The organism is Enterococcus sp. 12F9_DIV0723 (genome assembly GCF_002174375.1).
GTDB lineage: Bacteria > Bacillota > Bacilli > Lactobacillales > Enterococcaceae > Enterococcus_A > Enterococcus_A gilvus.
The window spans coordinates 746402-769569 of record NZ_NIBK01000001.1 but is presented as its reverse complement, the minus strand read 5'-3'; the positions used below and the strand labels follow the sequence as shown (position 1 = coordinate 769569).

The window sequence follows — 23168 nt, the reverse complement described above, 5'->3', positions numbered from 1 at the left end:
CTTCTTATATATTCTGTGATAAACTACAAGTAATTGTTGTAAGAACAACCCAAAGAACGGTGAAATTGTTTTTTCAAGCAAGAAGCAAAGACGAGGCTTCTTCTCAACACTTTAGTTCTAGCTAAAATGCTGAGCATAAAAAAATAGGTGGCAACCGCCCCTCATTTTGTCGTGGAAAAAATTGCTATAATGCAAATAAAGGAGATAGATTCATGATTTACAAAGTTTATTATCAAGAAACCAAAGAACGCAACCCAAAACGCGAGCAAACACAATCATTGTATGTGGAAGCGGACAATGAAGAAATGGTACACAATTTATTACGTGATAACACCCCATATAACGTTGAATACATCCAACTTTTAGAAGGCAATCATTTAGAGTATGAAAAAGAAAATGCCGACTTCAAGTTAACGGAGTTCTAATCTATGAAACTCTCGCTAAAAAACAACGAAACTGGTGTCTTTGCCATTGGTGGATTGGGCGAAATCGGAAAAAATATGTATGGGGTTCAATTTCAAGATGAGATCATCATTATAGATGCCGGGATAAAATTTCCTGAAGACGATCTATTAGGAATTGATTATGTCATTCCCGATTTTAGTTACGTTGTCCAAAACATCAATAAGGTTAAAGCATTAGTGATCACCCACGGACATGAAGATCATATCGGTGGTGTTCCCTACCTATTAAAACAAGCAAATATTCCGATCTACGCGGGGGCTCTTGCTCTGGCTCTGATCAAAAACAAATTGGATGAGCATGGATTATTGCGTGACGCAGAATTGCACGAAATCGATGAAGATTCAGTCATTCGTTTCCGCAAAACATCTGTGAGCTTTTTCCGAACGACGCATAGTATTCCAGATCCTCTAGGTGTGGTCGTTAAAACACCTTCTGGGAATATCGTGGAAACTGGTGACTTCAAATTTGATTTCACACCTGTCGGCCAACCAGCCAACTTGCATCGCATGGCTAAGCTTGGTGAGGAAGGCGTGTTGTGTCTCTTATCTGACAGTACGAATGCTGAGGTTCCTACATTTACAAAATCTGAGCAAACTATCGGGCAGTCCATCTTGCGTATTATGGAAAAAATCGAAGGTCGGATCATTTTCGCTACCTTCGCTTCTAATATTTCTCGTTTGCAACAAGCCGCTACTGCTGCTGTTGCTACAGGTAGAAAGATCGCCGTCTTCGGTCGAAGCATGGAGAACGCGATCGTCAATGGACAAAAATTAGGCTATATCACTGTTCCTGATGGTACATTTGTTGATGCTCATGAAATTAATAATTTGCCTGCTAACGAATTAATGATTTTATGTACGGGTTCTCAAGGGGAACCTATGGCAGCTTTGTCTCGTATCGCGAACGGTACGCACCGTCAAATCCAGATTCAACCGGACGATACCGTCATTTTCTCAAGTTCACCTATCCCTGGGAATACGACAAGTGTGAACCATTTGATCAACTTGCTTTCTGAAGCGGGTGCAGAAGTGATTCATGGGAAAGTCAATAACATCCACACTTCTGGTCATGGTAGTCAACAAGAACAAAAATTGATGCTTCGCTTAATGAAGCCGAAATATTTTGTTCCGATCCACGGCGAATTCAGAATGTTGAAGATCCATACAGGATTAGCTCAAGATACAGGTGTTCCTGAAGAAAATTGTTTCATTATGGAAAATGGCGATATGTTGGCCTTGACTGCGGATAGCGCTAGACGCGCTGGTCATTTTAATGCCAGTGATGTGTACGTGGATGGCAGCGGGATCGGAGATATCGGTAATGTCGTTCTGCGAGATCGCCGTATTCTTTCTGAAGAAGGCTTGGTTCTTGCTGTCGCAACGGTTGATATTGCTAAGAAGGAAATCTTAGCTGGTCCAGATATTTTATCTCGAGGATTTGTGTACATGCGTGAATCCGGCGAGATGATCAATGAAGGGCAACGGATCTTATTCCACGCATTGCGGGAAGCTTTAAACGAAGCAGGATGCACTGAAGCAAAACTGAAAAATGCGATGGTCGCAGCACTGCAACCATTCTTATTTGATCAAACAGAACGTCACCCAATGATTTTACCAATGATTATGACGCCTGATAACTAATTAAACATCTATCTGATTTTCAGATAGATGTTTTTTTAATTTTAGGTCTTTTCAACGAATATTCAAATAACTGGCGCTTTTTTTGCAAAAAAAAATATTATTTTTCTGAAAACACCAAAAAACCAATTGACAAATAACTCTTTTATTTGCACAATGAAGACTAGTTAGAAAGATACAATAACTGCATTTAGTTATTTTATAGTTTCTTGAAATCAGAATAAAGGAAGATTAATTATGGTTAGAACACAACGCATAAAAAGAAGTCACATCATTGATGGTGCGTATCAGTTGATTCTCAATGAAGGCTTCAATAAATTCCATGCCCGTAACATTGCCCAACACATCTCTTGCTCGACTCAACCGATCTATCGCGAGTTTGCCAACTTAGCTGAGCTGAAGTCGGTTTTGACCAATCGTATATTGGTCAAATATACAGATTTTCTAGAAGATCAGGAACCAAAATCTTTACAAGCATTATCTGCAGCTATCACCAACTATGCTACTGACTATCCAGAGGAATTTTATCGTTTCTTCTTACAAGACTCCGATACGATCCAACTAGTCAAGCAAGCGACCAAAGATATCTTTGCCACGATCAAGCTAGAAAAAAGCAATCCCCTCTTTTTTGAATTTTTCTGGCAATACTGTATTGGCAAGTCCGCACTTGCGACTAATAATTCCAATCATACAGATGGCTTGGAAGAAGACCGCTTTTTCCAATTTTAAATGGAGAGCTGATCCTTTTTTCTTAGCATACAAAAAAAGCCTTAGAGAACATTCTCTAAGGCTTTGTTGTATTATTGCTTATTCACGTTAGCTGCTTGAGGTCCGCGATCGCTTTCTTCAACATCGAAAGTTACTGCTTGTCCTTCTTCTAATGTTTTGAAGCCGTCGCCTTGGATAGCTGAGAAATGTACGAATACATCGCTGCCATCTTCACGAGTGATGAAGCCAAAACCTTTTTCTGCGTTAAACCATTTTACTGTTCCGTTTTCCATGAATAAAATTCCTCCTCGTGCCTAAGCACTTATTGATTGTAACATTGCTGCACTACGAAAAGGAAACATCTGTATACCAGCTCGCAACTCAAACAAAGCTACATTAATAGTTTAACATTCTACTTATTCTTAGCGCAAGGGTTTTCAATCGCTACTTTAAGTACTTTTCTTCACGTAAACTGAAATATTTGGTTTCTCCAACAATAATATGATCTAAAAGTTCGATTCCCATCATTTCACCACACTCTTGCACGCGTTTTGTAAAGTCCAAATCATTGGATGACGGTGTTGGATTTCCTGATGGGTGATTATGACCTAAAACAACGCGTGCCGCACTGATACGCACTGCTTCTCGAAATATTTCTCGTGGATGCGCGATGGATTGATTCAGTGATCCGATAAAAATGGTTTTCTGTAAAATAATTTCATTTTTTGTATTTAAAAAGAAGGCGACCAAATGCTCTTGTTGATAGTCCTTTAATTCCGTGATCAAAAGCTGACCTAAAGAAAGACTTGATTGGACCCTTCCCATCTTCGGCTGCAACGCACGATTGATTCGATAGCCAAATTCCATCATGGCTTTTAATTCAATGGCTCGTGTCTCGCCGATTCCTTTAAATTTCTGCAGCTCATGCAACGTGGTGTGCTTTAAATTATAAAGGTCCGGGTATTCCCGCAAGATCGTTCCGGCTAATTCCATCACATTTTGCTGACGCGAACCGTTTCGCAAAATGATCGCCAACAGCTCCTGATCCGACAAATGCTTTTCGCCTTCCCGCAACAAACGCTCACGTGGCCATGAACTCTCAGGCAATTCTTGCAACAACAAACTTTTTTCCATAAAAAAACTCCTTTACGCACTTTTCAATAAGGTACGCAAAGGAGCAAGTGTTATGCTTCTAAAAAGTTGATGACGTCATGCAGTGTTGGTAAAACGGCTGCTGTTTTTTCTTCGAGTTCCGCAGTTGGAGGAATAATATCTGGAACCATGACCACAGGGACACCTGCCCCTTCGGCAGCTAAGATGCCGTTTTTAGAATCTTCCAAAACCAATCCTTCTTCTCGAGCAATCCCTAAACGATCCACCGCGATCTCAAAAATCTCAGGATCAGGTTTCGCATACTTTACATCATCAGCAGAAACAATGTCCGAAAACTTGTCTCGAATGCCTGCATGCTCCAATAGAATTTCAATGACAGGACGTACGTTGCTCGATGCAAGAACACGAGGAATGTTTTTTTCTTCTAAATAAGCCAGCAACTCGTGAACTCCCGGCTTCAAATCAACTTCCCCCGTCTTGAACCGATCGTGGGCCATTCCCCAACTTTCGTCAATGAATTTTTGGACCGTTTCTTTTCCGTGATCTGCATACATCTCGTGCAAGGCTTCCCACACTTCTTCATCAGAGATCCCGATAAAACGGTTATACACATCCTTCGTGAAGGGCAGGTCGTACTTTTCAGCTACCACCAAATTTGCTTCACAATAAATTGATTCTGTATCAAACAATAAGCCATCCATGTCGAAAATGATTCCCTTAACTTTTTTCATTCTTACCTCCTAAGTTTAATAATAATTGACGTACTTCAGAAACGAAGTACAGTGATCCAGTAATTAATAATAGATCGTCAGCTCCCATATCTTCTAGCAACTCGCCTAAGCCAAATTGCCAGAGTGAGACAACGTCAAAACGGCTGTCTGACTTATCGAAGCGGCTAAGATCCAATGCCTTTGGGTACTCAAACGTCGTTAAATAAATATGTGCATTAGGAATTTCTGAAAGCATCGACAACATTTGGTCCACATCCTTTGTCTCCAATGCAGAGAACAGAATTCGGATAGTGTACCCTCGAAATTCTCGCTTCATATTTTCTGCCAGTCGTTTGATGGCATGGCCATTATGCGCGCCATCCATCACGATCAAGGGTTCGTCACTGATTTTTTCCATACGAGCAGGCCATTGCGCGTTTGCCAATCCTTTTTGTATCGTTCTTTCTTCAAAAGGCAAACCTTGCCCTTCACAATACAGATGATACAGTTTGATCGCCACCCCCGCATTTTCAACTTGATGACGGCCCAACAGCGGAACTTTCAACGACGTTAGCTTTCCTGCTGAATCTGTAAAACTAAACAACTCGCCCCAGTTCGGATCAGGTCGCAAATAATCTACTTGATATTCTTCCCCGTAACGATAGATCTTTGCTGTTTCAGCGACCGCTTTTTCCACGATTTCAATCAAAGGCCCTTTTGTGATGTTTCCAGTAACGACAGGGACATTTTTTTTGATGATCCCTGCCTTCTGCTGAGCAATCTCATTTAAGGTATCTCCCAAAATCTCCATATGATCATAACCAATCGTCGTAATCGCAGTCAAAATAGGCGACACGACATTCGTGGAATCTAACAAACCGCCCAACCCAACTTCAACGATCGCGACATCTACTGCTTCCTCTGCAAAGTAATCCAGCATGATCGCAGTTAAAATCTCGAATTCCGTGATTCCACCAATAGCCGGCTGGTCATCCAGGTCAGCAACAATAGGCTGGTATTTTTCTACATAATGAATCAGGGCAGAATCAGGAATCGGCTGCGCGTCGATCGCGATTCGTTCGTTGAACTCTTCAATATAAGGGGAGGTAAAACTCCCGACCGTCACTCCTGCCTCTATGAAGATACTGCGTAAATAGGCAACTGTAGAACCTTTCCCGTTCGTCCCAGCGATATGAATGACAGGAACTTTTTTTTCTGGATTCTCTACTTTATCTAGTAAGGCTTGGATACGGTCTAAACCTGGACGTGATCCAAATTTTTTTCGACTGTGAATCCAAGCAATCGCTTCATCTATCGTCAAATTACTCGCCTCTTTTTTATCTTTTTTTACATGCTTCTAGTATAGCAAAGATTTTAAAAGAAAGATTGCCAAGCGCTGGTGATTTTTTTTAAAGACTCCTTTCATAGCTGAATTCCTCAATTTCCACTTCAGGTGAATAAAAAAATGAGTGCAGCTTTGATTTAGCCGTACTCATTTTTTATTTTCCTTTTTAAGAAATCGTTCGTAAGCTTTCGATCCGATCTTGAACCGCTGCTTGTTTTTCCAAATAATCTTTTTCTTTTTCACGTTCCTCTGCAACGACACTTTCAGGAGCATTTGCTACAAAGCGTTCATTGGCTAATTTTCCTTGCACGCGTTTCACTTCGCCGTTCCATTTTGCTAATTCTTTTTCTAAGCGTTTGATTTCTTCTTCAATATTGATCAATCCAGCTAACGGAAGATAAATCTCAGCACCCGTCAAGACTGCGGACATCGCTAAATCCGGTGCGGTAATGTCGCTTGAGATCACCAATTCCTCTGGATTACAGAAACGTTCGATATAGCTCGTATTTTCAATCAAGAATTCATCCACTTTTGTATCACTGGTTTTGATCAGCAAAGTGATCGGCTTAGAAAGTGGTGTATTTACTTCAGCACGAATATTCCGAACAGAGCGAATCAATTCCTTCAGAACTTCCATTCCTTTTGCTGCAGTTTCGTCATTGTTTTCAGGGTGAACCACTGGATACTCCGCAACAACTAAGGACTCCCCAGTATGAGGGATTTTCGCCCAAATTTCTTCTGTCACGAACGGCATGATTGGGTGTAACAGACGCAATGTTTGATCCAGAACATATACTAAGATACTCTTGGTTGTTTGTTTGGCTTCTTCATCTTCCCCGTAAAGAATTTCTTTACTCATCTCGATATACCAGTCACAGAAGTCATCCCACATGAAGTTGTACAATTGACGACCCGCTTCACCGAATTCAAATTGGTCAAATAAGCTCGTTACTTTTTCAATGGTCTCATTTAAACGCGTCAAGATCCAACGGTCCGCAACGGTTTTTTCACCAGAGAAATCAATGTCTGCCGGTGTGAAGCCTTCAACATTCATAATCACAAAACGAGACGCATTCCAAATCTTGTTGATGAAGTTCCATGCAGCGTCCATCTTCTCATAGCTGAAACGTACATCTTGACCCGGCGCTGAGCCAGTAGATAGGAACCAGCGTAAAGCATCGGCACCATATTTTTCAATGACATCCATGGGATCAATCCCGTTGCCTAGGGACTTGCTCATTTTGCGTCCTTGTTCGTCACGAATCAATCCATGAATCAACACATTTTTGAATGGGCGTTCGTCCGTGAATTCCAAGCTTTGGAAAATCATTCGACTCACCCAGAAGAAAATAATGTCGTAGCCTGTCACTAATGTGCTTGTTGGGAAGTAGCGTTTATAGTCTTCGCTCTCCTCATCCGGCCAGCCCATCGTAGAAAACGGCCACAAGGCAGAACTGAACCAAGTGTCCAGTACATCTGGATCTTGTTCCCAATTTTCGCTGTCGGAGGGAGCTTCCATCCCAACGTACATTTCACCCGTTTCTTTATGATACCAAGCTGGAATCCGATGTCCCCACCATAATTGACGAGAGATTACCCAATCATGAACGTTTTCCATCCAAGTCATGAAGGTATTGTTGAAGCGCGGCGGGAAGAATTCCACCGCATTCTCCGTGCTTTGATTTTTGACTGCCTGATCAGACAACGGCCCCATCTTCACAAACCATTGTGTAGATAAACGTGGTTCAACAACAACGCCCGTGCGCTCAGAATGACCGACACTGTGAACCATTTTTTCAACCTTGATCAAACGACCGATTTCTTTTAGATCAGCCACGATCATTTTACGCGCTTCAAAACGATCCATGCCTGCATATTTACCGGCAAGCTCATTCATGCTGCCATCTGGATTCATAACATTTACCCGTGGCAAGTCATGACGATTACCAACCTCAAAGTCATTTGGGTCATGGGCCGGTGTGATTTTCACAGCTCCCGTTCCAAATTCCCGATCCACATAACTGTCGGCAATAATTGGAATTTCCTTGTCTAACAGTGGTAAAATCGCTTTTTTACCAATCAACGCTTGGTAGCGCTCATCTTCTGGATGAACCGCGATCGCTGTATCACCTAGCATCGTTTCAGGACGAGTCGTTGCGATTTCTAATACGCCGCTGCCATCTGCTAACGGATAAGAAACATGGTAAAAGGCTCCTTCCACGTCCTTGTGGATCACTTCAATATCCGACAAGGCTGTTTTTGCCTGCGGGTCCCAATTGATGATGTATTCGCCACGATAGATCAAGTCTTTTTCATATAAAGAAACAAAGACTTTCCGAACAGCATCAGACAAGCCATCATCTAAAGTAAAGCGTTCGCGACCATAATCAAGGGACAATCCTAATTTTGCCCATTGCTCCCGAATGTGTCCTGCGTATTCCTCTTTCCATTCCCAAACTTGATCAACGAATTTTTCACGACCAAGATCATAACGAGAGATGCCTTGCTCTCTCAATTTTTCTTCTACTTTTGCTTGAGTAGCGATCCCTGCATGGTCCATTCCAGGAAGCCACAAGGTGTCAAAGCCTTGCATCCGTTTTTGTCGGATGATCATATCTTGTAGTGTTGTATCCCAAGCGTGGCCCAAGTGTAATTTTCCAGTTACATTGGGTGGCGGAATAACGATCGAATACGGTTTCGCCTGTTTATCTTCTGATGGTTTGAACAAGTCTTGATCTAGCCATTTTTGATAACGGCCCGCTTCAACCTCTTGAGGATTGAATTTTGTTGGTAAATTTTCAGTCATAGATGTTCCTCCTAAATAATCATTGTTTTGTGGATGTTGGATGTTAGTCAGCCAAGAAAGAGTCCTTATTCCTATTGAAAAAAGCAAAACTAACAAAAAAAGCCTAGAACACAAGTGTGTTCTAGGACGTAAATTACGCGGTACCACCTAAATTGCAGAATATTCATCTGCCGCTCAAACATGTATAACGGTCATGTGCCGTGCGCTCTTACTTGCTTCAGATCGCAAAACTCCCAAGCTACCTTCCATGAGCCAAAGTGAAAATGTTTCAGCCGAGCATCTTCTCTCTTAACCTTCGTTTCTCATGTACTCCTCTTGATCATCGTAGCATCATTCTACAATGAAGTAGGATTCTTGTAAAGCCCTACTGTCCATCAAAATAAATCAACGTCTGCAATTCCGATGTCAAATCAATGTAATGGACATGAACATTGTCAGGGACGTTTAATGGGTCCGGTGCAAAATTCAAAATGGCGGTAATTCCGTTGTCCACCAATTGATCAATCGCTTTTTGTGCATTTTGGCTAGGCACCGTCGAGATGGCAACAGTGATTTTTTCTTTTGCCAACACCTCGTCCATTTCTTCAATTGAAAAAACAGGGTACCCGCAAATCTCTTTTCCAATTTTTTCAGGATCATTGTCAAAGGCACAGACGATCGTCAAATTCTCATTCCGTCGAAAATTATTGTTCAGCAAGGCTTGGCCCAAATTACCACAGCCGATCAAGGCGATCCGCTTCTCTTCCTTGGTCTCCAGCATATCACTGAAAACTTTGATCAAGTCGCTGACATTGTAGCCATAGCCGCTGCGGCCCAGTTCACCAAAATGGGAAAAGTCGCGGCGAATCGTCGCTGAACCGACTTGGATCATTTTACTCAGTTCAGAAGATTTGACGCGGGTAACACCATTTTTTTCCAATCCTTTCAAATAACGCAAATACAAAGATAATCTTTTTGTTGTAGCTTTTGATAATTGTGGTTTTTGAATGATCCGCTCCATGATCGCACTCCTTTTTCGTATGGATGACTGTATTGGTTCTCACTGTTTGTTAAATACTTCACATATAGAATTCTAACATGTCCGAATAGTAATAACAATCTTTTGACAAAAAAAGAGCAAGAAAGTGGCTTTCTTGCTCAACGTACTATAAAAAGTCTGCGAATTCTTTTGCTTTTTCTGTTTTTTCAGGCGTGATTTCTTCGATCTTTATTCCAGCCAAGCAACGCGCCATCAACCCTTCAATATCAAACCGCTCTTCCAATTCCAAAACCTTATCCAATTTTGGTCGCGTCTTTGGTTGCGGCGGCGCGAAAATCGTACAGCAATCCTCAAAAGGCTGGATAGCAATTTGGAAGGTATCGATCTTTTCTGCCAGCTCGATGATCTCCGTTTTATCCATCGTAACAACCGGACGGATGATTGGTGTAGCCGTCACCTCGTTGATCGCTACCATACTATGCAACGTTTGTGAGGCTACTTGTCCCAAAGACTCCCCGTTAACAATCACTAACCCATGACGCATCTCACGAATGGCGTCTGTTACGCGCAGCATCATCCGGCGTGTCAGAGTCATCCAATAGCCTTGCGGACTATGCTGTTTGATTTCTTCTTGAATCTCTGTGAAGGGCACTTCAATAAACTGAATACAACCAACGTAAGGTGTCAATTTTTCTGTAAGATCCTTCGCTTTTTGCAACGCTTGTTCGCTGGTATATGGCGGGCTCGCAAAATGAACCGCCTCAATTTCGACGCCGCGCTTCATAGCTAAATACCCAGCAACAGGAGAATCGATCCCGCCAGACAGCATCAACATTCCTCGACCGCTCGTTCCAACGGGCAAGCCACCCGCACCTTTGATCGTTTCGTAGGAAAGATAGGCACTGTCACGGCGTATTTCAACACGTAAATTAATATCAGGATGCTTCATCTGTGCACGAATCTCTGGACAGACGTCCATGACTGCATCTCCTAGGTATTGTTGGATCTCGTGACTGTCCAACTCAAAATTGTGGTCGCTGCGTTTTGCCGTAATTTTAAATGTTTCTTTTCCGGTATAAATTTCTTGCATGATTTGTTGAGTCATTTGCTTCAAAGCATCCAGGTTTTTGTCTACTTGAATACTTGGTGAAAAAGTTTGAATCCCGAAAACTTTTTCTAATCTTGGTAACACCAAATGGCTATCTTCCCCATTTAGCAAGATATGCATCCGGTCTCTGTCAGCATGAATCTTTAAGTTAGGAAACTCTGCCAATGCCCCCCGAACATTTTGCGCTAAGCGCATAATAAAGCTGCGGCGATTTTTACCTTTCGTTGATAACTCGCCGTAGCGCACCATAATCTCAGTATATTGCACGATCATTCTCCTTCATTTATAAAAGCATATCCGTTAATTGATTTTTGAAAATTTTTCATAGAGATGGTTGAATACCACCATGAATTGTTCCGCTTCTGCCATCGTATTCGCTTCATCCAAGCTTACACGAACCGCCGTTGTCGCCGTATCATGGGGAACATTCATCGCATGCAAGGTCGAACTGTCGACTTTTTTCCGACTAGAGCAAGCACTTGTTGTGGATACAAAAATTTGCTTCTCCTCGAGGGCATGCACAAGAACTTCCCCGCGAATCCCCTTGATTCCAAAGGTCAAAATATGAGGCGCAAAATGTTCGTTTCCCGAAAAAACCGTTACTTTCTCATAACTTGAGAGTGCTTCTTTTAAATACTGGCGAATGAGCGCAGTGTGATCCGGTCTCTCTGCCTTTTTCTCAAGATGTAATCGCAAGGCTCGACTCATGGCTACGATCGCAGGAAGATTCTCCGTGGTTGCTCGTTGCCCACTCTCTTGTCCGCCACCATTTAAGAGCGGTGCTAATTTTCGTCCTGATTTCCAGTAAATAAATCCAACACCTCGAGGTCCGTGAAATTTATGTGCCGAAAAAGTAGCAAAATCGACCCGAGGCGTGAACCATTTATTTTCGTCCACTTTTCCGATTGCTTGGACCGCATCTACGTGAAAATGGATGGTGGGATACTTTTCTAATACTTCACTGATGGCTTCGATCGGTTGAATAGCACCAATCTCGTTGTTGACACCCATAACGGAAACTAAGATTGTTTCTGGACGGATCAATGCAGCAAGCTTGTCTACTTGCACAAACCCCTTCTCATCAACAGGTGCAATACTCACCTCGAAGCCGAGCTCTTTTAATTGCCCTGCTGTGCGGCTGACTGCTGGATGCTCTACACTAGAGATAATTAGGTGATTGCCATACTCTTTTTTTGCAATTGCCGTCCCTTTAAGGACCCAATTGTCGCCTTCCGTGCCACCGCTTGTAAAGAAAATCTCCTTTGCCTCCACGTGCAGCAGTTCAGCGATTTGATTGCGTGCCTGTTGTAGCAATCGTGTCGCCTGCGTTCCTAAATCATGGAGACTCGACGGATTGCCCATGATACGTTGACTGGTCTTAACATATGTATCAAGTGCCAACGGATAAATGGCCGTCGTTGCACTATTATCAAAATAAATCATTTTCTGACCTTCCTTCAAAAATTCTTTCCTATTATAGCGAGAATGTTGCGAGTCTTCAAGTGTTCCTTGAAAACACGAGTATTTTCCTAAGCATTTAGTGATTCTTCCTCTCATTTTACCTACAAGTTTTCCAACTATTTAAGCGCAAAAAAAAGCTGAGCAAACGCTCAGCTTAAACTAAATCTCGGTTATTGAAATAGAAATCTTCAATTCGTTTAAAAGCACCTGGCTCAACACGTTCAAGTGCTGTTCCGATCTCATCAAGAGCATCTTGATAACGGTACTCTTTATTGAACAATTCCAAACTATTATCGATCGCATTCTTGATTTCAGGGTGCGTATGGCGATAACGGTTTGCGTATTGCATCATTTGTTCGGTCAATGCTGCAGCATCAACTAGATCATAGGTTTTTTGGTCTAATAGTTCCATGTCTTCATCACAAAGACTAACCAATTTATTGATGTCTTGCATATTGATGCGAATTTTATTTAACGCTTTGCTCAACTCTTCAACACGATCTGTTGCAACAAAGAAGAATTCTAGATAATCTCCAGGCAGACCTGGTAAACGTTGTTGTTCAACATACCGTTTTAGATTGCGCAGACGGAATTCGTATTTCTCGATTTTCTCAGAGGCTTCTTTCTCGCCTTTTCTTAAATCGTGCAAATCGTCATCGATTTCAACTTGTTTTGTCTCAATGTCGTCTAATACTTTAAACGCATCTTTGTAGAATACTTGAACCTCTGAATAAGACAATTCATGCTTATCAATTTGTGGTTCCATGTTGCGGTAGCGACGTTCCAATTCTTCGATCTCCGTTTGGAAGCCGCGTGCACGACCTAATTCATTGTTGTTCAACGCGTAGCTTTGAGACGTATGATCCAACTCCACCATTAATTGATGATTGTTGCGGGAAGCATGCCCAATGTATTCCCCGATCGTCTTACGATTCGTCAAAACATATTTTTTCGCTTCAAATTCTTTTTCCAGCAACGCGTACAGGTCATCGATCAACTCAGCCGTTTCTTTGTTGGCGGTCTCTACAGTCCCCAACTCGATTTTTTCCAAATCTTCCAACGAACGTTCCACGTGTTTCTTCACTTTGTCCAAACGTTCTTCGAAATCGTCTTCTGGTAAAACGAAGTGATCAAGCATCATTTTGTTGTACGTCTTTTCTAACTCATCAATCTGACTTGGGAATGTTTTATCTAAATCTTCATAAATTGCAGGAACTTTCTGCATCGTCTCTTGCACTTCATAGGTGTGCTTTTCAGCATCGTCTAACACTTCGCGGGCCTCAATTGGATCGCCCGATGTATTTAACGTAACGAACTGTGTAAATTCGATTTCAACATTTTTGACCTGTTTTTGAATCTCTGGTAACGCAGGACCAAAACTGTCTTTCTTTTCCTTTAAATCTTTCTTCAGCTCTTCGAAGACATCTAACGCTTGCTGTACAGCTAACGAATTCCGTTCTTCTGTTTCACGTAATTCCTTTAACCCAGTACGAATGCTCTCTACTTCTTCTTCCATATCAGTCATCGTACGTTCTGCGCTTTCGATCGCTGATTTGCCCTTCATGAAGCGGAACGTTTCATTTTGACTCTCAACTTCAAAGATTTGACTTTCAAGTTCAGCAAAAGATTTTGTCGAAACATCCGTCCACTTTTGGTTCCATTCACGGAAAGTATTCTGACTTTGACCAACCAAGTGCATTTTCTTTACTTCGTCGACTTCCTCAACAACAGGAAGATCGAATAACGCTTCTTTCCTTTTATCAAGTTCTTTTAAGCGTTCTTGATTTTTTTTCTTCATCAGATAACCAATCAAGTATAAAACGGCAGCCAATATGACTAAGCCGATAACGATCCCTATGATTACATTACTTCCCATGTATGATTTTCCTTTCAACTATCAAGATTCAGTTTATTTAATGGTTCATTATTTTTCTGTTTTTTGGCGAAAACATCTAACGTAGATTATAACACAAAAGACATTTCTCTTCACTAGCTAGTTTTGAATTCATTCAAAAATGTTTATCGCACAGTCACTCCTCATACTAGCATTTTTTAATTACTGCTTCAATTCCTATAAATTTAAGATTGTTGTAATTTTATAAAGTTTTCTGCTCATGAAAGCGTCGAATCCCCTTGAAATTGTTGAACTTTTCAGATAATATTAAAACCACATTAAAATAAGAGGTGATTAAAGTGAAAGTGATTAAATTTGGCGGAAGCTCTGTAGCTTCAGCTGAACAGCTAAAAAAAGTCTTAACAATCGTTTCTGACGACACTCGTCGTCGTTTCGTTGTGGTTTCTGCTCCAGGAAAGCGAACCAATAAAGACAAAAAGGTCACCGACTTATTGATCCAGTTTTACAATGCTGTAGCCTATAAACAAGAAACAGATAAATTGATCCGTGAAATCGTTGCTCGCTATACAGAAATAGCCTCCGAGTTTCACGTTGATGAGGATATTGAACACCGTTTCACTCACGAATTGCAACAACTGCAAGAAAATTATGATGAAGCAGATCCTTATGCCTTGGACAGCTTTTTAGCTAGTGGAGAAAATCTGAATGCACAATTAATCGCAGCGTGTTTCCGCAAAAGTGGTATGAAGGCGCGCTACATTAATCCAAAGGAACTAGGTATTACTGTTTCTGATGAACCACAAAATGCCCGAATCTTGGAGGAGTCCTACGAAAAGATTTATGAGTGGCGGGAAACGGAAGAAATTTTGATCATTCCCGGCTTTTTTGGATATACACGTGATGGGCATCTATGTACTTTTTCTCGAGGCGGTTCGGATATCACCGGATCGATCGTTGCTGCCGGTTTGAAGGCTGATTTATATGAAAACTTTACCGATGTTGACGGTATCTTTGCAGCAAGTCCAAAATATATCCATGCACCCGAATTGATTCAATGTGCGACGTATCGGGAGATTCGCGAACTCACTTACGCTGGATTTACAGTCTTTCATGATGAGGCCTTAATGCCAGCTTTTAAAGCGCAAATCCCCGTGATCATAAAAAATACGAATAATCCGGAATGCCAAGGAACTTTGATTAAAAAAGACTTCGAGAACGAGAGTCGCAATGAGGTCGTTGGTGTAGCCAGTGACGGCGGCTTTTGCGGGATTACGGTGGGTAAATATTTATTGAATAGAGAAGTCGGGATCGTTCGGCGGATATTGCAAATTCTTGAAGATTTGCATATTGGTTTTGAACACATGCCCTCTGGTATTGACGACATCTCCATTATTTTGCGCGAGCGTCAATTGACACGCGACATCGAAGCAGAATTAATGAAACAAATAGAAGAAAAAATCAAACCCGATCAGTTGTCCATCGAGCATGGCCTTTCCGTAGTCGCCCTTGTTGGTGAAGGAATGCGCGAACGGCCGGGGATTACCTCAGACAGCACCGCAGCACTGGCTCGAAAAAATGTCAATCTGCGAATGATCTCTCAGGGCGCCGATGAACGCAGCATCATCTTTACTATCCGCAGTGAGCACGAACGCCTCGCTGTTCGATCTCTGTACTACACGTTCTTTGATTAGAAGTATAAAAAAGGAAAAGCCGTTAACTTTCGGCTTTTCCTTTTTGTCTATCTAATTCTTTTTTGATCAAAGGCTCGGGGGCATAGTTTTCCTGCCAATCCTCCGGTTTCATCACTTTATTTGTTACTGGATGGTAACGCGGCTTTCCATCCGGAAAGAGTTTCCCCATATTGGCACGATGAACAATTTCAAAAATCGGCTGAGGGTCTACACCGATCAATGCGAATGATCCATATGTAAAATACAATAGATCTGTTAAGGCGTCGACTTCCGAAATCAATGCATCTTCCACTGGTTCTGCTTTTGCTAGAACCTTTTCTTTTGCTTGATCGACACTTTCATGAAGTTTTTTTACTAAGTCTTCAAACTCTGCTTCATTTCCTTCAGCGACACCATATAAAAACTCAACGATTTCTTCCGCCTTAAAACCTGCCCGAAAACTTCCCCGATCTTTTGTAAATGCTCTTGGGGCCTCCGGCGGTTGTGGGGCAAAAGTCTGGTGGAACTCTCTTGCCATTTGATATGGTTCTTTCATATATAAAAACTCCCTATTCCAATTAACTATATAATTAAGAGAAATGATTTCCCTAAATAATTTCAAAGTGTTTCAATGCTTGATAAATGCCGTCTTTTTCATTTGTAGCAGTAACATAGTCCGCTTGCTCTTTCACTTCAGACAACCCATTGCCCATTGCGACTCCGATCCCAACCTTTTGAATCATTTCAATGTCGTTATAATGATCACCAAACGCCATCACTTCGTCTAGGTTGATGCCCGCAGCTTTAGTAAATTCTAGAATCCCCTGATATTTTGAGCCATCCTTGGGTACAATATCAACAGAATAGGGATTGGATCGCTGAAAAGAACAATCTGGCAATAACTCTTTCAATCGAGAAGCCTCATTTTCTGCACTGAACAGAACACATTGATAGATCGGTTCTTGTAAGATCGTCAGTTTTTTATAACGACCCTTTTCTCGATTGGGACTAAACGATTGCAGCAGCCTTCGTGTCGATCGTACTGGAAACCACTTTGGCATCCAGCCAGCAATTCGTTTCAAGAATGATTTTTGCGACCACTTCATCAAATGACTGCCGTCTACTCGCCGACGTCCACCGAAAATGATCTGACGGTGCTCCCTATCAGCGAATGCAACGATACGTTGCAATGTCTCGGGTGAAAATGGACGAAGATAAATTTCTTTTTCTTTTGTATAGACCGCTTGACCATTGTAGGTAACAAAAACATCCAATGGCAAATAATCGATTCTTTCTTTGATTTTTACTGGCCCTCTTCCTGTTGCGACTCCGCAAAATATTCCTTGCTCTTGGGCTAATCGGATCGCTTCACGTGTGGTATCCAGTACTTTTGAATCACTTGTGATTAATGTTCCGTCAATATCAAAAAAAATGGCTTTTATCATGGCACTCCCTCGTTTAGAATAAATCGATTTGGCTCGGATTCAGTCCCTCATACTCCAAGTTGAGAATCTTTTTTATGTGCATCGCATTTTCCGCCGCGTCACCGCCGGAATTGTTATTAAAAATAACGCCAACTTCCTTCGTATTCTGGGCGACTTGATGGATTTTCTCACCTAATGATTCCAGTTCAGCCTGATTGTAACGGTACAATGTGCGTTTTTTGCGCCAATCCCCCGTGCGATCATTCCAATAGGCTTGGTTCCTTCCATGGAATCGGAACAAGCTGAAGGTGTTGTTTGTCACTGTCGTATCTAATGGTACTGTATCTGGCAATTGCGGCTCATCCACCATCACCAGGCTAAAATTTAGTGATTGCATGAGCTGATGCGTCTTTTCGATAAACTCTTTGGCATACCAGCTGTAGTCTCTCAGCTCGATTGCGACTGGTAAATTTGGAAAGAGCTCCCGCAGCGTTTCTAAGTAGGCAACACTTTCTTTCGTACACTTAAATTGTGCCGGAAATTGCGCTAAAAAGCAAAATAACTTTTTACTTTCGATCATCGGTTGCAGGGTTTCTAAAAAATGCTCCTGCATTGCGGCCATAGAAGGATAACTATCCTGCCATTTACTTTGTCCTGTGAATCCTGAATACAGTTTCACCACAAAACGAAACTCTTCAGGAACTTGAGATAACCAATTTTCGACAGACTTTTTCGTGGCAATGCCGTAATAGTTCGTGTCTAACTCGACCAATGGCAAGTAGCCGGCGTATTCATACAAGGACGAGTTCTTTTTTCCAGTCAAACTAATGTGTTCATTAAAAGAAGTTAATCCAATTCGAATCATACAATCCTAGCCTCCTTCTGTTTCATAGTATACAATAAGCTTAGCAAAAAATTAGCAACAATGCGCTAATAATGAATGGAGTAATCATAATGAAACGGATTTTGATTTTGCACACAGGCGGAACGATCTCAATGAGCCAAGATGCGGATGGCGCTGTTCGTCCAGATAAAAAAAATCCTTTGTTAGCAGCCGGCCAGGAATTACGTTTGCCTGCTGATATTGAATTAATTGTAGAAGATTTCTCGAACTTGCCTTCTCCTCACATCACTGTTGAGACGATGTTTGAATTGAAAGAACGCATCAAAGCAGCCAAAGAGGAAGGACTCGATAGTGTCGTTATCACTCACGGAACAGACACGTTAGAGGAAACAGCCTATTTTCTAGAAATGACGATTGGCGACCGGATGCCGATCATTTTAACAGGTGCCATGCGCTCGATCAACGAGCTGGGAAGTGACGGTCTTTATAATTTCGAGTGCGCCATACGAGTAGCTGCTTCAGAGAACGCTATTGGGAAAGGTGTGCTGGTAGTCATGAACGACGAGGTCCACAGTGCGCGTTATGTTACGAAGACCCATACGACGAATGTCGCGACCTTCAGAACACCTACCTTAGGCCCGATCGGATTAGTCACAAAATCAAAAATTCTTTTCAAGCAAGAATTGCCCGCGACCACACGCTATGACATTGAGAGCTTCGATGCCATGATTCCTATTATTAAAGTCTTTGCCGGGATGCAGGGGGATTTCTTTGAACTATTAGATCAAGGAATTACTGTTGACGGCATCGTTGTGGAGGCTTTAGGGGCTGGAAATTTGCCGCCGCAAACATTACCGCCTTTTTATCATTTATTGGAAAAAGGACTGCCCATCGTTTTAGTTTCGCGCTGCTTCAATGGCATCGCCGAACCTGTTTATGACTATCATGGCGGCGGTGTGGAATTGGCACAGCATGGTGTGATCTTCTGTAATGGGATCAACAGCCAAAAAGCTAGATTAAAACTACTCATTGCTTTGAACGCGAATCTTTCAAAAAAAGAACTGAAGCGTTTTTTAGAAGAATAACAAAAAAAGAAGCGGGATCGAAAAATCGATTCAGCTTCTTTTTTGCCATAGAATATTTGCTTCACACGCGAGTTGATCGCCCAAACGGATCTCGTGGCGCGTTTTTACTTCTTCTCCATCGACTATTTCATAATAGCTTTCGATGTCATTGCCGTATAAGACTTCTTTATCGAATTTGACATTCACATAGCTGGCTTCGTGTTGTGTCATAAAATCATATCCAAGAACATCGATCAGCCAATTGAAGTACATGGCATTATTCACGTGATGATTGCTGTCAAGATCGTAATAGCGAACATGGTACAGCTGCTTCTGGTTTCCTTCGACCTTTTCGATTTTTGGCCAGCGATGAATCTTTTTGATTGGTGTAGACTCAAAAGGAGCCATTAATTCTGCATCCACACTGCTCATCTTTCGATTCTCAATGTCCATCAACACAAATGACATGTTGATTTTTACGATTTCTTCTCCTGCTTCGTCATATACGTAGTAGCTCCGATAACAGAAAAATCGATTGAATTCTGTCGGAACTGTCGTTATGTTGATGTGCTCGCCAACTTGAGGCAATCGATCAATCGTTACCTCCGTTTGTGTGATCACCCATGTGATGCCCAAAGTATTGATGTACTCTGTTCCTCGCTGCAACTCATCGCTTTGATCGGACGAGGCTTTTATTGCCACACTTAACAACGCTGGAAACGTCATATTTTGATTGATATCGCACTCGTAATAGGCGACTTCATGATTGATGGTGTATCTTTTTCCCAATTACTTTCCTCCTAAAGCTAGAACACGATCTACCGCATTCCCATAACTCTCACCAAAAATATTCAGATGAACGAGTAGATAGTACAGTTGATAAACCGCAAGTCGATCTTGCCAACCTGCACGCATCGGTGAAATTTCCTGATAGCTGTCAATAAACTCCTGGCGAAACCCGCCAAAAAGCTGTGACATGGCTAGATCCATTTCTCGATGACCATAAGATACTGCTGGATCGACAAAGACGGGCTGCCCGTGAATGTCAAAAAAGGTATTGCCGCTCCAGAAATCTCCATGCAGCAGAGTTGGTTCAAAAGACATTGTACCCCATTTTTGATAAACCCACTCTTTAAATAACTGATAATTTTTTTCCCTTTGCGCAGTCCAATGATTTCGCTCGTTCGCTATTTTGATTTGAACCTCTAACCGATTCGCGAAATAAAAGGACCACCAATCTTTTGATTTTGTATTGATCTGAGGCAGAAGCCCCATAAAATTATTTCTTTTATACCCAAAATTGAGGGCCTTCATCCCATGAAGTTTGCTTAATTCGAGGGCCAGATCCTTTTGATCTCCCTCACCAGGCTCGATCCATTCCATTAAAAGAAAGGCCGCGTCCTCATAACTTCCGTGTTGATAGGTCTCAGGTACGCGCACCGCATTCCCCAGTTCCTTCAATCCGTCGACCTCTGCTTGAAAAAAATCAGCTGTCATTTGTGGATGGTATTTCAAAAAATAATCCTGATCGCCGTCTGTGACGCGGTAGGCTTGATTGATATCTCCGCCGCCAATGGGTACAGCTTTTGAATGCAGGTTTAAATAATTTAGCAATGCCTCCATTTTATCCACTCCTCACAGTAAATAGATTTTTTTCAAATCGTTGATCTCTTGTGTTGATACGCCGATACCGTCATGAATAAATGCTGCTACCGTTCCATACTGTTCCTTGATTTTTTCAAAGCTGGTTTGCAAATAAATTTCTTTCGCTGACATCATATCTTCGATGCCATGCAAAGCTTCCGCAGGTACACCAGCAAGTTCAGCCTTCTCGTACATCTCCTGTACGACTATTTTTAAATAACGATTTGTGGCTAGATAATCCGTCATGATCGTTTCATTATCCACCCCAAAGCTGCTTAATAACAGTGCCGCCGCAAATCCAGTGCGGTCCTTTCCTGCTGTACAATGGAACAGCAGTCCTTTTTCCGATTCACTATTGTCCAAGGCCAGATCAAAGAATTTACGGTATTGCCCTCGAACATGTGCATCTGTTACAAAATGCGTATACACCTCGATCATCTGTTGGCGCGCATTTTCGCCATTTTGCATTCGATGCATCATTTTTTTCGGCGAAGCAGAGGCCGTTTCTGTTTCTTCAATTGGAAAAATGGGGAGAAAAATATTTTCCGCTTCTGGTATGGCTTGATCCGGCTGTGTCTCGCGTTCTTCTAACGAACGAAAATCAATGACCTTTTTGATCCCATACGCGTTTAAATAATTTTTATCCTGATCATCCAGATGATTGATGCTTGCTGAACGAATCAATTTCCGATACGCTATTTTTTGCCCATCTTTTGTTTCATAGCCGCCCAACTCACGCATATTTTCTGCATGACGAACCGATAGACGTTTAGACATACAACCACTCTCCTCATTAGGTGTGCTCATTCATTACTCTCATTCATTACTATAGTAGAACGAACATCCTTTTTGCTAAAAGTATAGCACAGTGAAAAAGAAAACGCTTTTTATAGTAAGAACAAACTCGTTGAAGCCCTTCGTATTCCTCGGGTCCTCTTGTATAGAAAAAATAGAATCGAAAAAGACCTGAAACAAGAATGATTGTTTCAGGTCCTCTTTCGTTACGCCAAAGCGCCCATTGGGTCCCATGGTGCGAGAACAGTTGGTTCTGCTTCAAAAGCAGCGAGCTGTTCAGGTGTTAAGAATTCTTTGCGGACAACGATTTGATAAGTATACTCATCCATCCAGTCATCGCTCATTACAAAGAAGCCATTATCCCCGACTTTTTCACCCCAGCTGTTTTCAACTTTCCATTTTTTAGATTGATCATTAATGATATCCACACCCGTCAAGACCATGGCATGCGTCATCATGCTTTCCCCGTAATCCAATCGTTCCGCTTTGGTCATGGTCAAATCGACATCAAATAAATCCTCTACATCATATGCGTCCAATGCCATGATGCCGCTGTCCCGAGTGGAGGACTGTCCCACATCACACCCAAACCAGACAGACTCGCCTTGTTCCAATTGTTTTACGGCTAATGCTTTAAAATCAGCCATTTCCAGATTCAAATACTTCACTTCTTTACCATCGACGACATTTCCCAACATATCCACGGTATAGGATTTCATGAAGGGTTTGTCATCAGTTGGCGCATTGATGATACTTACATAGTCCTCTAAGTTCAGATCAATGTATTTTTCATAAAAGCTTTTAGGAGTTAAGTCCTGATCTAGATGATAATTTTTTTCTTCATCGCGGTATTCAAAATCGAAAGCAGCAGGCGGTGTTCCCAGTGAGATCGCCAAAAGATTATAGACTTCTTGCAGCATCGCTTCTCGATTTGCCTGAATCTCTTCTTCAGTTGCTTTTTCGACTACCATTTGACGCAACAGTACGGCATGTTTACGCAATAATTTATTTAAATAATTATTTAAATCCCGAGAATTTGAGCTATTGCTGCTTTCAGGCATCACGCTTTTTGGCACGACTCCGTATTTTTGGAAGAGTGACACGATCATGTCCCATTGTCCACCATCTTGTTGAGGCGTCTGTAATAAAAAGGCGACTTCGCGACTGGTCACATCCTGTTGTGCAGTGTTCAATATATTCTCATAGAAATAATTGGCTTTTTCATATTTATCCCAAAAGAATGTGTAATTTTGCGAAAGTTCAAAGTCTTTCAACTGATATGTCGTCAATAATTTGTGACGGAAGGTATTTAGCGCCGCAAACATCCAGCAACGGCCAGATTGTTTTTGATTGGCGACTTTCCCGGTCGCAAGATCAATGGAAAAGATCGGGGTGTTCTCTACATGTGCTTGCACGTTTTCCGCAGAGGCCCGAATCCCATTTTTTACTACACCTCGTTGTAATGCGATCTGTTTAGAATTCTTTTCAAAAGCCTTACGAAAAGCTTGAGTTCGTTCGTTCGTAATTTTTGTCATAAAAA

At 41.8% G+C, this 23168-nt stretch carries 21 protein-coding genes and 1 other annotated feature; of the genes, 5 read left to right on the top strand and 16 right to left on the bottom strand.

Translation table 11 applies throughout. The features are described 5' to 3' along the window. The first annotated feature begins 212 nt into the window (after positions 1–212). The 3 genes from A5868_RS03750 (at position 213) to A5868_RS03740 (ending at position 2831) form a co-directional block, all read left to right on the top strand. Entirely contained in the window at positions 213–425 is a 213-nt protein-coding gene (locus A5868_RS03750; RefSeq protein ID WP_010781604.1) for a DNA-directed RNA polymerase subunit epsilon, read from the top strand. Between the two features lie 3 nt (positions 426–428). Then, positions 429–2105, top strand: coding sequence for a ribonuclease J1 (gene rnjA / locus A5868_RS03745; RefSeq protein WP_010781605.1), 1677 nt, complete (start codon positions 429–431; stop codon positions 2103–2105). Between the two features lie 234 nt (positions 2106–2339). Then, positions 2340–2831, top strand: coding sequence for a TetR/AcrR family transcriptional regulator (locus A5868_RS03740; protein WP_010781606.1), 492 nt, complete (start codon positions 2340–2342; stop codon positions 2829–2831). Between the two features lie 71 nt (positions 2832–2902). Here the strand turns inward: A5868_RS03740 and A5868_RS03735 are convergent, their stop codons facing one another. From A5868_RS03735 to A5868_RS03695, 9 genes are all read right to left on the bottom strand, one after another. Further along, entirely contained in the window at positions 2903–3103 is a 201-nt protein-coding gene (locus tag A5868_RS03735) for a cold-shock protein (protein WP_010781607.1), read from the bottom strand. Between the two features lie 151 nt (positions 3104–3254). Further along, positions 3255–3944: a RadC family protein gene (radC, locus tag A5868_RS03730; protein ID WP_010781608.1), complete on the bottom strand. Its 690-nt coding sequence runs from the start codon at positions 3942–3944 to the stop codon at positions 3255–3257. A 50-nt stretch (positions 3945–3994) separates the two neighbouring features. Beyond that, complete coding sequence (locus A5868_RS03725; RefSeq protein WP_086305497.1) at positions 3995–4654, bottom strand: HAD family hydrolase; 660 nt, start codon at positions 4652–4654, stop codon at positions 3995–3997. After that, on the bottom strand, positions 4641–5954 hold the full coding sequence (locus A5868_RS03720; protein WP_086305496.1) for a bifunctional folylpolyglutamate synthase/dihydrofolate synthase: 1314 nt from the start codon (positions 5952–5954) through the stop codon (positions 4641–4643). The genes A5868_RS03725 and A5868_RS03720 overlap by 14 nt, the downstream gene beginning before the upstream one ends. A 190-nt stretch (positions 5955–6144) precedes the next feature. Continuing rightward, positions 6145–8784 (bottom strand): valine--tRNA ligase, encoded by a 2640-nt coding sequence (locus A5868_RS03715; protein ID WP_086305495.1) that lies wholly within the window; start codon positions 8782–8784, stop codon positions 6145–6147. 119 nt (positions 8785–8903) lie between these two features. Next, positions 8904–9116 (bottom strand) — a binding site (T-box leader). A 32-nt stretch (positions 9117–9148) separates the two neighbouring features. Continuing rightward, positions 9149–9784 (bottom strand): redox-sensing transcriptional repressor Rex, encoded by a 636-nt coding sequence (locus A5868_RS03710; RefSeq protein ID WP_010781612.1) that lies wholly within the window; start codon positions 9782–9784, stop codon positions 9149–9151. Positions 9785–9929: 145 nt separating this feature from the next. After that, the gene (thiI, locus tag A5868_RS03705; RefSeq protein WP_010781613.1) at positions 9930–11138 is read right to left on the bottom strand and encodes a tRNA uracil 4-sulfurtransferase ThiI; all 1209 of its coding nucleotides are present in this window, start codon (positions 11136–11138) and stop codon (positions 9930–9932) included. 33 nt (positions 11139–11171) lie between these two features. Next, positions 11172–12314, bottom strand: coding sequence for a cysteine desulfurase family protein (locus tag A5868_RS03700; protein ID WP_010781614.1), 1143 nt, complete (start codon positions 12312–12314; stop codon positions 11172–11174). A 172-nt stretch (positions 12315–12486) separates the two neighbouring features. Next, a complete protein-coding gene (locus A5868_RS03695) occupies positions 12487–14208 on the bottom strand; it encodes a septation ring formation regulator EzrA (RefSeq protein WP_010781615.1) in 1722 nt (573 codons plus the stop codon). Positions 14209–14525: 317 nt separating this feature from the next. On the opposite strand from A5868_RS03695, the gene A5868_RS03690 reads away from it, so the two are divergent. Next, positions 14526–15878 (top strand): aspartate kinase, encoded by a 1353-nt coding sequence (locus A5868_RS03690; protein ID WP_086305494.1) that lies wholly within the window; start codon positions 14526–14528, stop codon positions 15876–15878. 22 nt (positions 15879–15900) lie between these two features. Here the strand turns inward: A5868_RS03690 and A5868_RS03685 are convergent, their stop codons facing one another. The 3 genes from A5868_RS03685 to A5868_RS03675 are packed head-to-tail and all read right to left on the bottom strand — an operon-like array spanning position 15901 to position 18146. Beyond that, positions 15901–16413 carry an HAD family hydrolase gene (locus tag A5868_RS03685; protein WP_086305493.1) on the bottom strand — a complete coding sequence of 171 codons (513 nt, stop codon included), beginning with the start codon at positions 16411–16413 and terminating at the stop codon, positions 15901–15903. A gap of 52 nt (positions 16414–16465) precedes the next feature. Next, the gene (locus A5868_RS03680) at positions 16466–17302 is read right to left on the bottom strand and encodes a Cof-type HAD-IIB family hydrolase (RefSeq protein WP_086305492.1); all 837 of its coding nucleotides are present in this window, start codon (positions 17300–17302) and stop codon (positions 16466–16468) included. 13 nt (positions 17303–17315) lie between these two features. Then, positions 17316–18146 carry a DUF72 domain-containing protein gene (locus tag A5868_RS03675; RefSeq protein WP_086305491.1) on the bottom strand — a complete coding sequence of 277 codons (831 nt, stop codon included), beginning with the start codon at positions 18144–18146 and terminating at the stop codon, positions 17316–17318. 89 nt (positions 18147–18235) lie between these two features. Here A5868_RS03675 and A5868_RS03670 point away from each other — a divergent pair, with 89 nt between their 5' ends. Further along, a complete protein-coding gene (locus A5868_RS03670) occupies positions 18236–19210 on the top strand; it encodes an asparaginase (RefSeq protein ID WP_010781620.1) in 975 nt (324 codons plus the stop codon). A gap of 30 nt (positions 19211–19240) precedes the next feature. On the opposite strand, the gene A5868_RS03665 is transcribed toward A5868_RS03670, so the two are convergent. The 4 genes from A5868_RS03665 to A5868_RS03650 form a co-directional block, all read right to left on the bottom strand. Then, complete coding sequence (locus A5868_RS03665) at positions 19241–19978, bottom strand: acyl-[acyl-carrier-protein] thioesterase (RefSeq protein WP_010781621.1); 738 nt, start codon at positions 19976–19978, stop codon at positions 19241–19243. Further along, positions 19979–20812 (bottom strand): fructosamine kinase family protein, encoded by an 834-nt coding sequence (locus A5868_RS03660; RefSeq protein WP_086305490.1) that lies wholly within the window; start codon positions 20810–20812, stop codon positions 19979–19981. Between the two features lie 12 nt (positions 20813–20824). Continuing rightward, positions 20825–21610, bottom strand: a complete 786-nt coding sequence (locus A5868_RS03655) for a tyrosine-protein phosphatase (protein ID WP_086305489.1) — start codon at positions 21608–21610, stop codon at positions 20825–20827. 224 nt (positions 21611–21834) lie between these two features. After that, entirely contained in the window at positions 21835–23163 is a 1329-nt protein-coding gene (locus tag A5868_RS03650) for an aminopeptidase C (RefSeq protein ID WP_086305488.1), read from the bottom strand. Between the last annotated feature and the right edge of the window lie 5 nt (positions 23164–23168).

Coding starts and splice junctions, on each gene's coding strand:
- A5868_RS03750 (WP_010781604.1), top strand. CDS start 213: ATGATTTACAAAGTTTATTATCAAGAAACCAAAGAACGCAACCCAAAA.
- rnjA (WP_010781605.1), top strand. CDS start 429: ATGAAACTCTCGCTAAAAAACAACGAAACTGGTGTCTTTGCCATTGGT.
- A5868_RS03740 (WP_010781606.1), top strand. CDS start 2,340: ATGGTTAGAACACAACGCATAAAAAGAAGTCACATCATTGATGGTGCG.
- A5868_RS03735 (WP_010781607.1), bottom strand. CDS start 3,103: ATGGAAAACGGAACAGTAAAATGGTTTAACGCAGAAAAAGGTTTTGGC.
- radC (WP_010781608.1), bottom strand. CDS start 3,944: ATGGAAAAAAGTTTGTTGTTGCAAGAATTGCCTGAGAGTTCATGGCCA.
- A5868_RS03725 (WP_086305497.1), bottom strand. CDS start 4,654: ATGAAAAAAGTTAAGGGAATCATTTTCGACATGGATGGCTTATTGTTT.
- A5868_RS03715 (WP_086305495.1), bottom strand. CDS start 8,784: ATGACTGAAAATTTACCAACAAAATTCAATCCTCAAGAGGTTGAAGCG.
- A5868_RS03710 (WP_010781612.1), bottom strand. CDS start 9,784: ATGGAGCGGATCATTCAAAAACCACAATTATCAAAAGCTACAACAAAA.
- A5868_RS03700 (WP_010781614.1), bottom strand. CDS start 12,314: ATGATTTATTTTGATAATAGTGCAACGACGGCCATTTATCCGTTGGCA.
- A5868_RS03695 (WP_010781615.1), bottom strand. CDS start 14,208: ATGGGAAGTAATGTAATCATAGGGATCGTTATCGGCTTAGTCATATTG.
- A5868_RS03685 (WP_086305493.1), bottom strand. CDS start 16,413: ATGAAAGAACCATATCAAATGGCAAGAGAGTTCCACCAGACTTTTGCC.
- A5868_RS03680 (WP_086305492.1), bottom strand. CDS start 17,302: ATGATAAAAGCCATTTTTTTTGATATTGACGGAACATTAATCACAAGT.
- A5868_RS03675 (WP_086305491.1), bottom strand. CDS start 18,146: ATGATTCGAATTGGATTAACTTCTTTTAATGAACACATTAGTTTGACT.
- A5868_RS03670 (WP_010781620.1), top strand. CDS start 18,236: ATGAAACGGATTTTGATTTTGCACACAGGCGGAACGATCTCAATGAGC.
- A5868_RS03660 (WP_086305490.1), bottom strand. CDS start 20,812: ATGGAGGCATTGCTAAATTATTTAAACCTGCATTCAAAAGCTGTACCC.
- A5868_RS03655 (WP_086305489.1), bottom strand. CDS start 21,610: ATGTCTAAACGTCTATCGGTTCGTCATGCAGAAAATATGCGTGAGTTG.
- A5868_RS03650 (WP_086305488.1), bottom strand. CDS start 23,163: ATGACAAAAATTACGAACGAACGAACTCAAGCTTTTCGTAAGGCTTTT.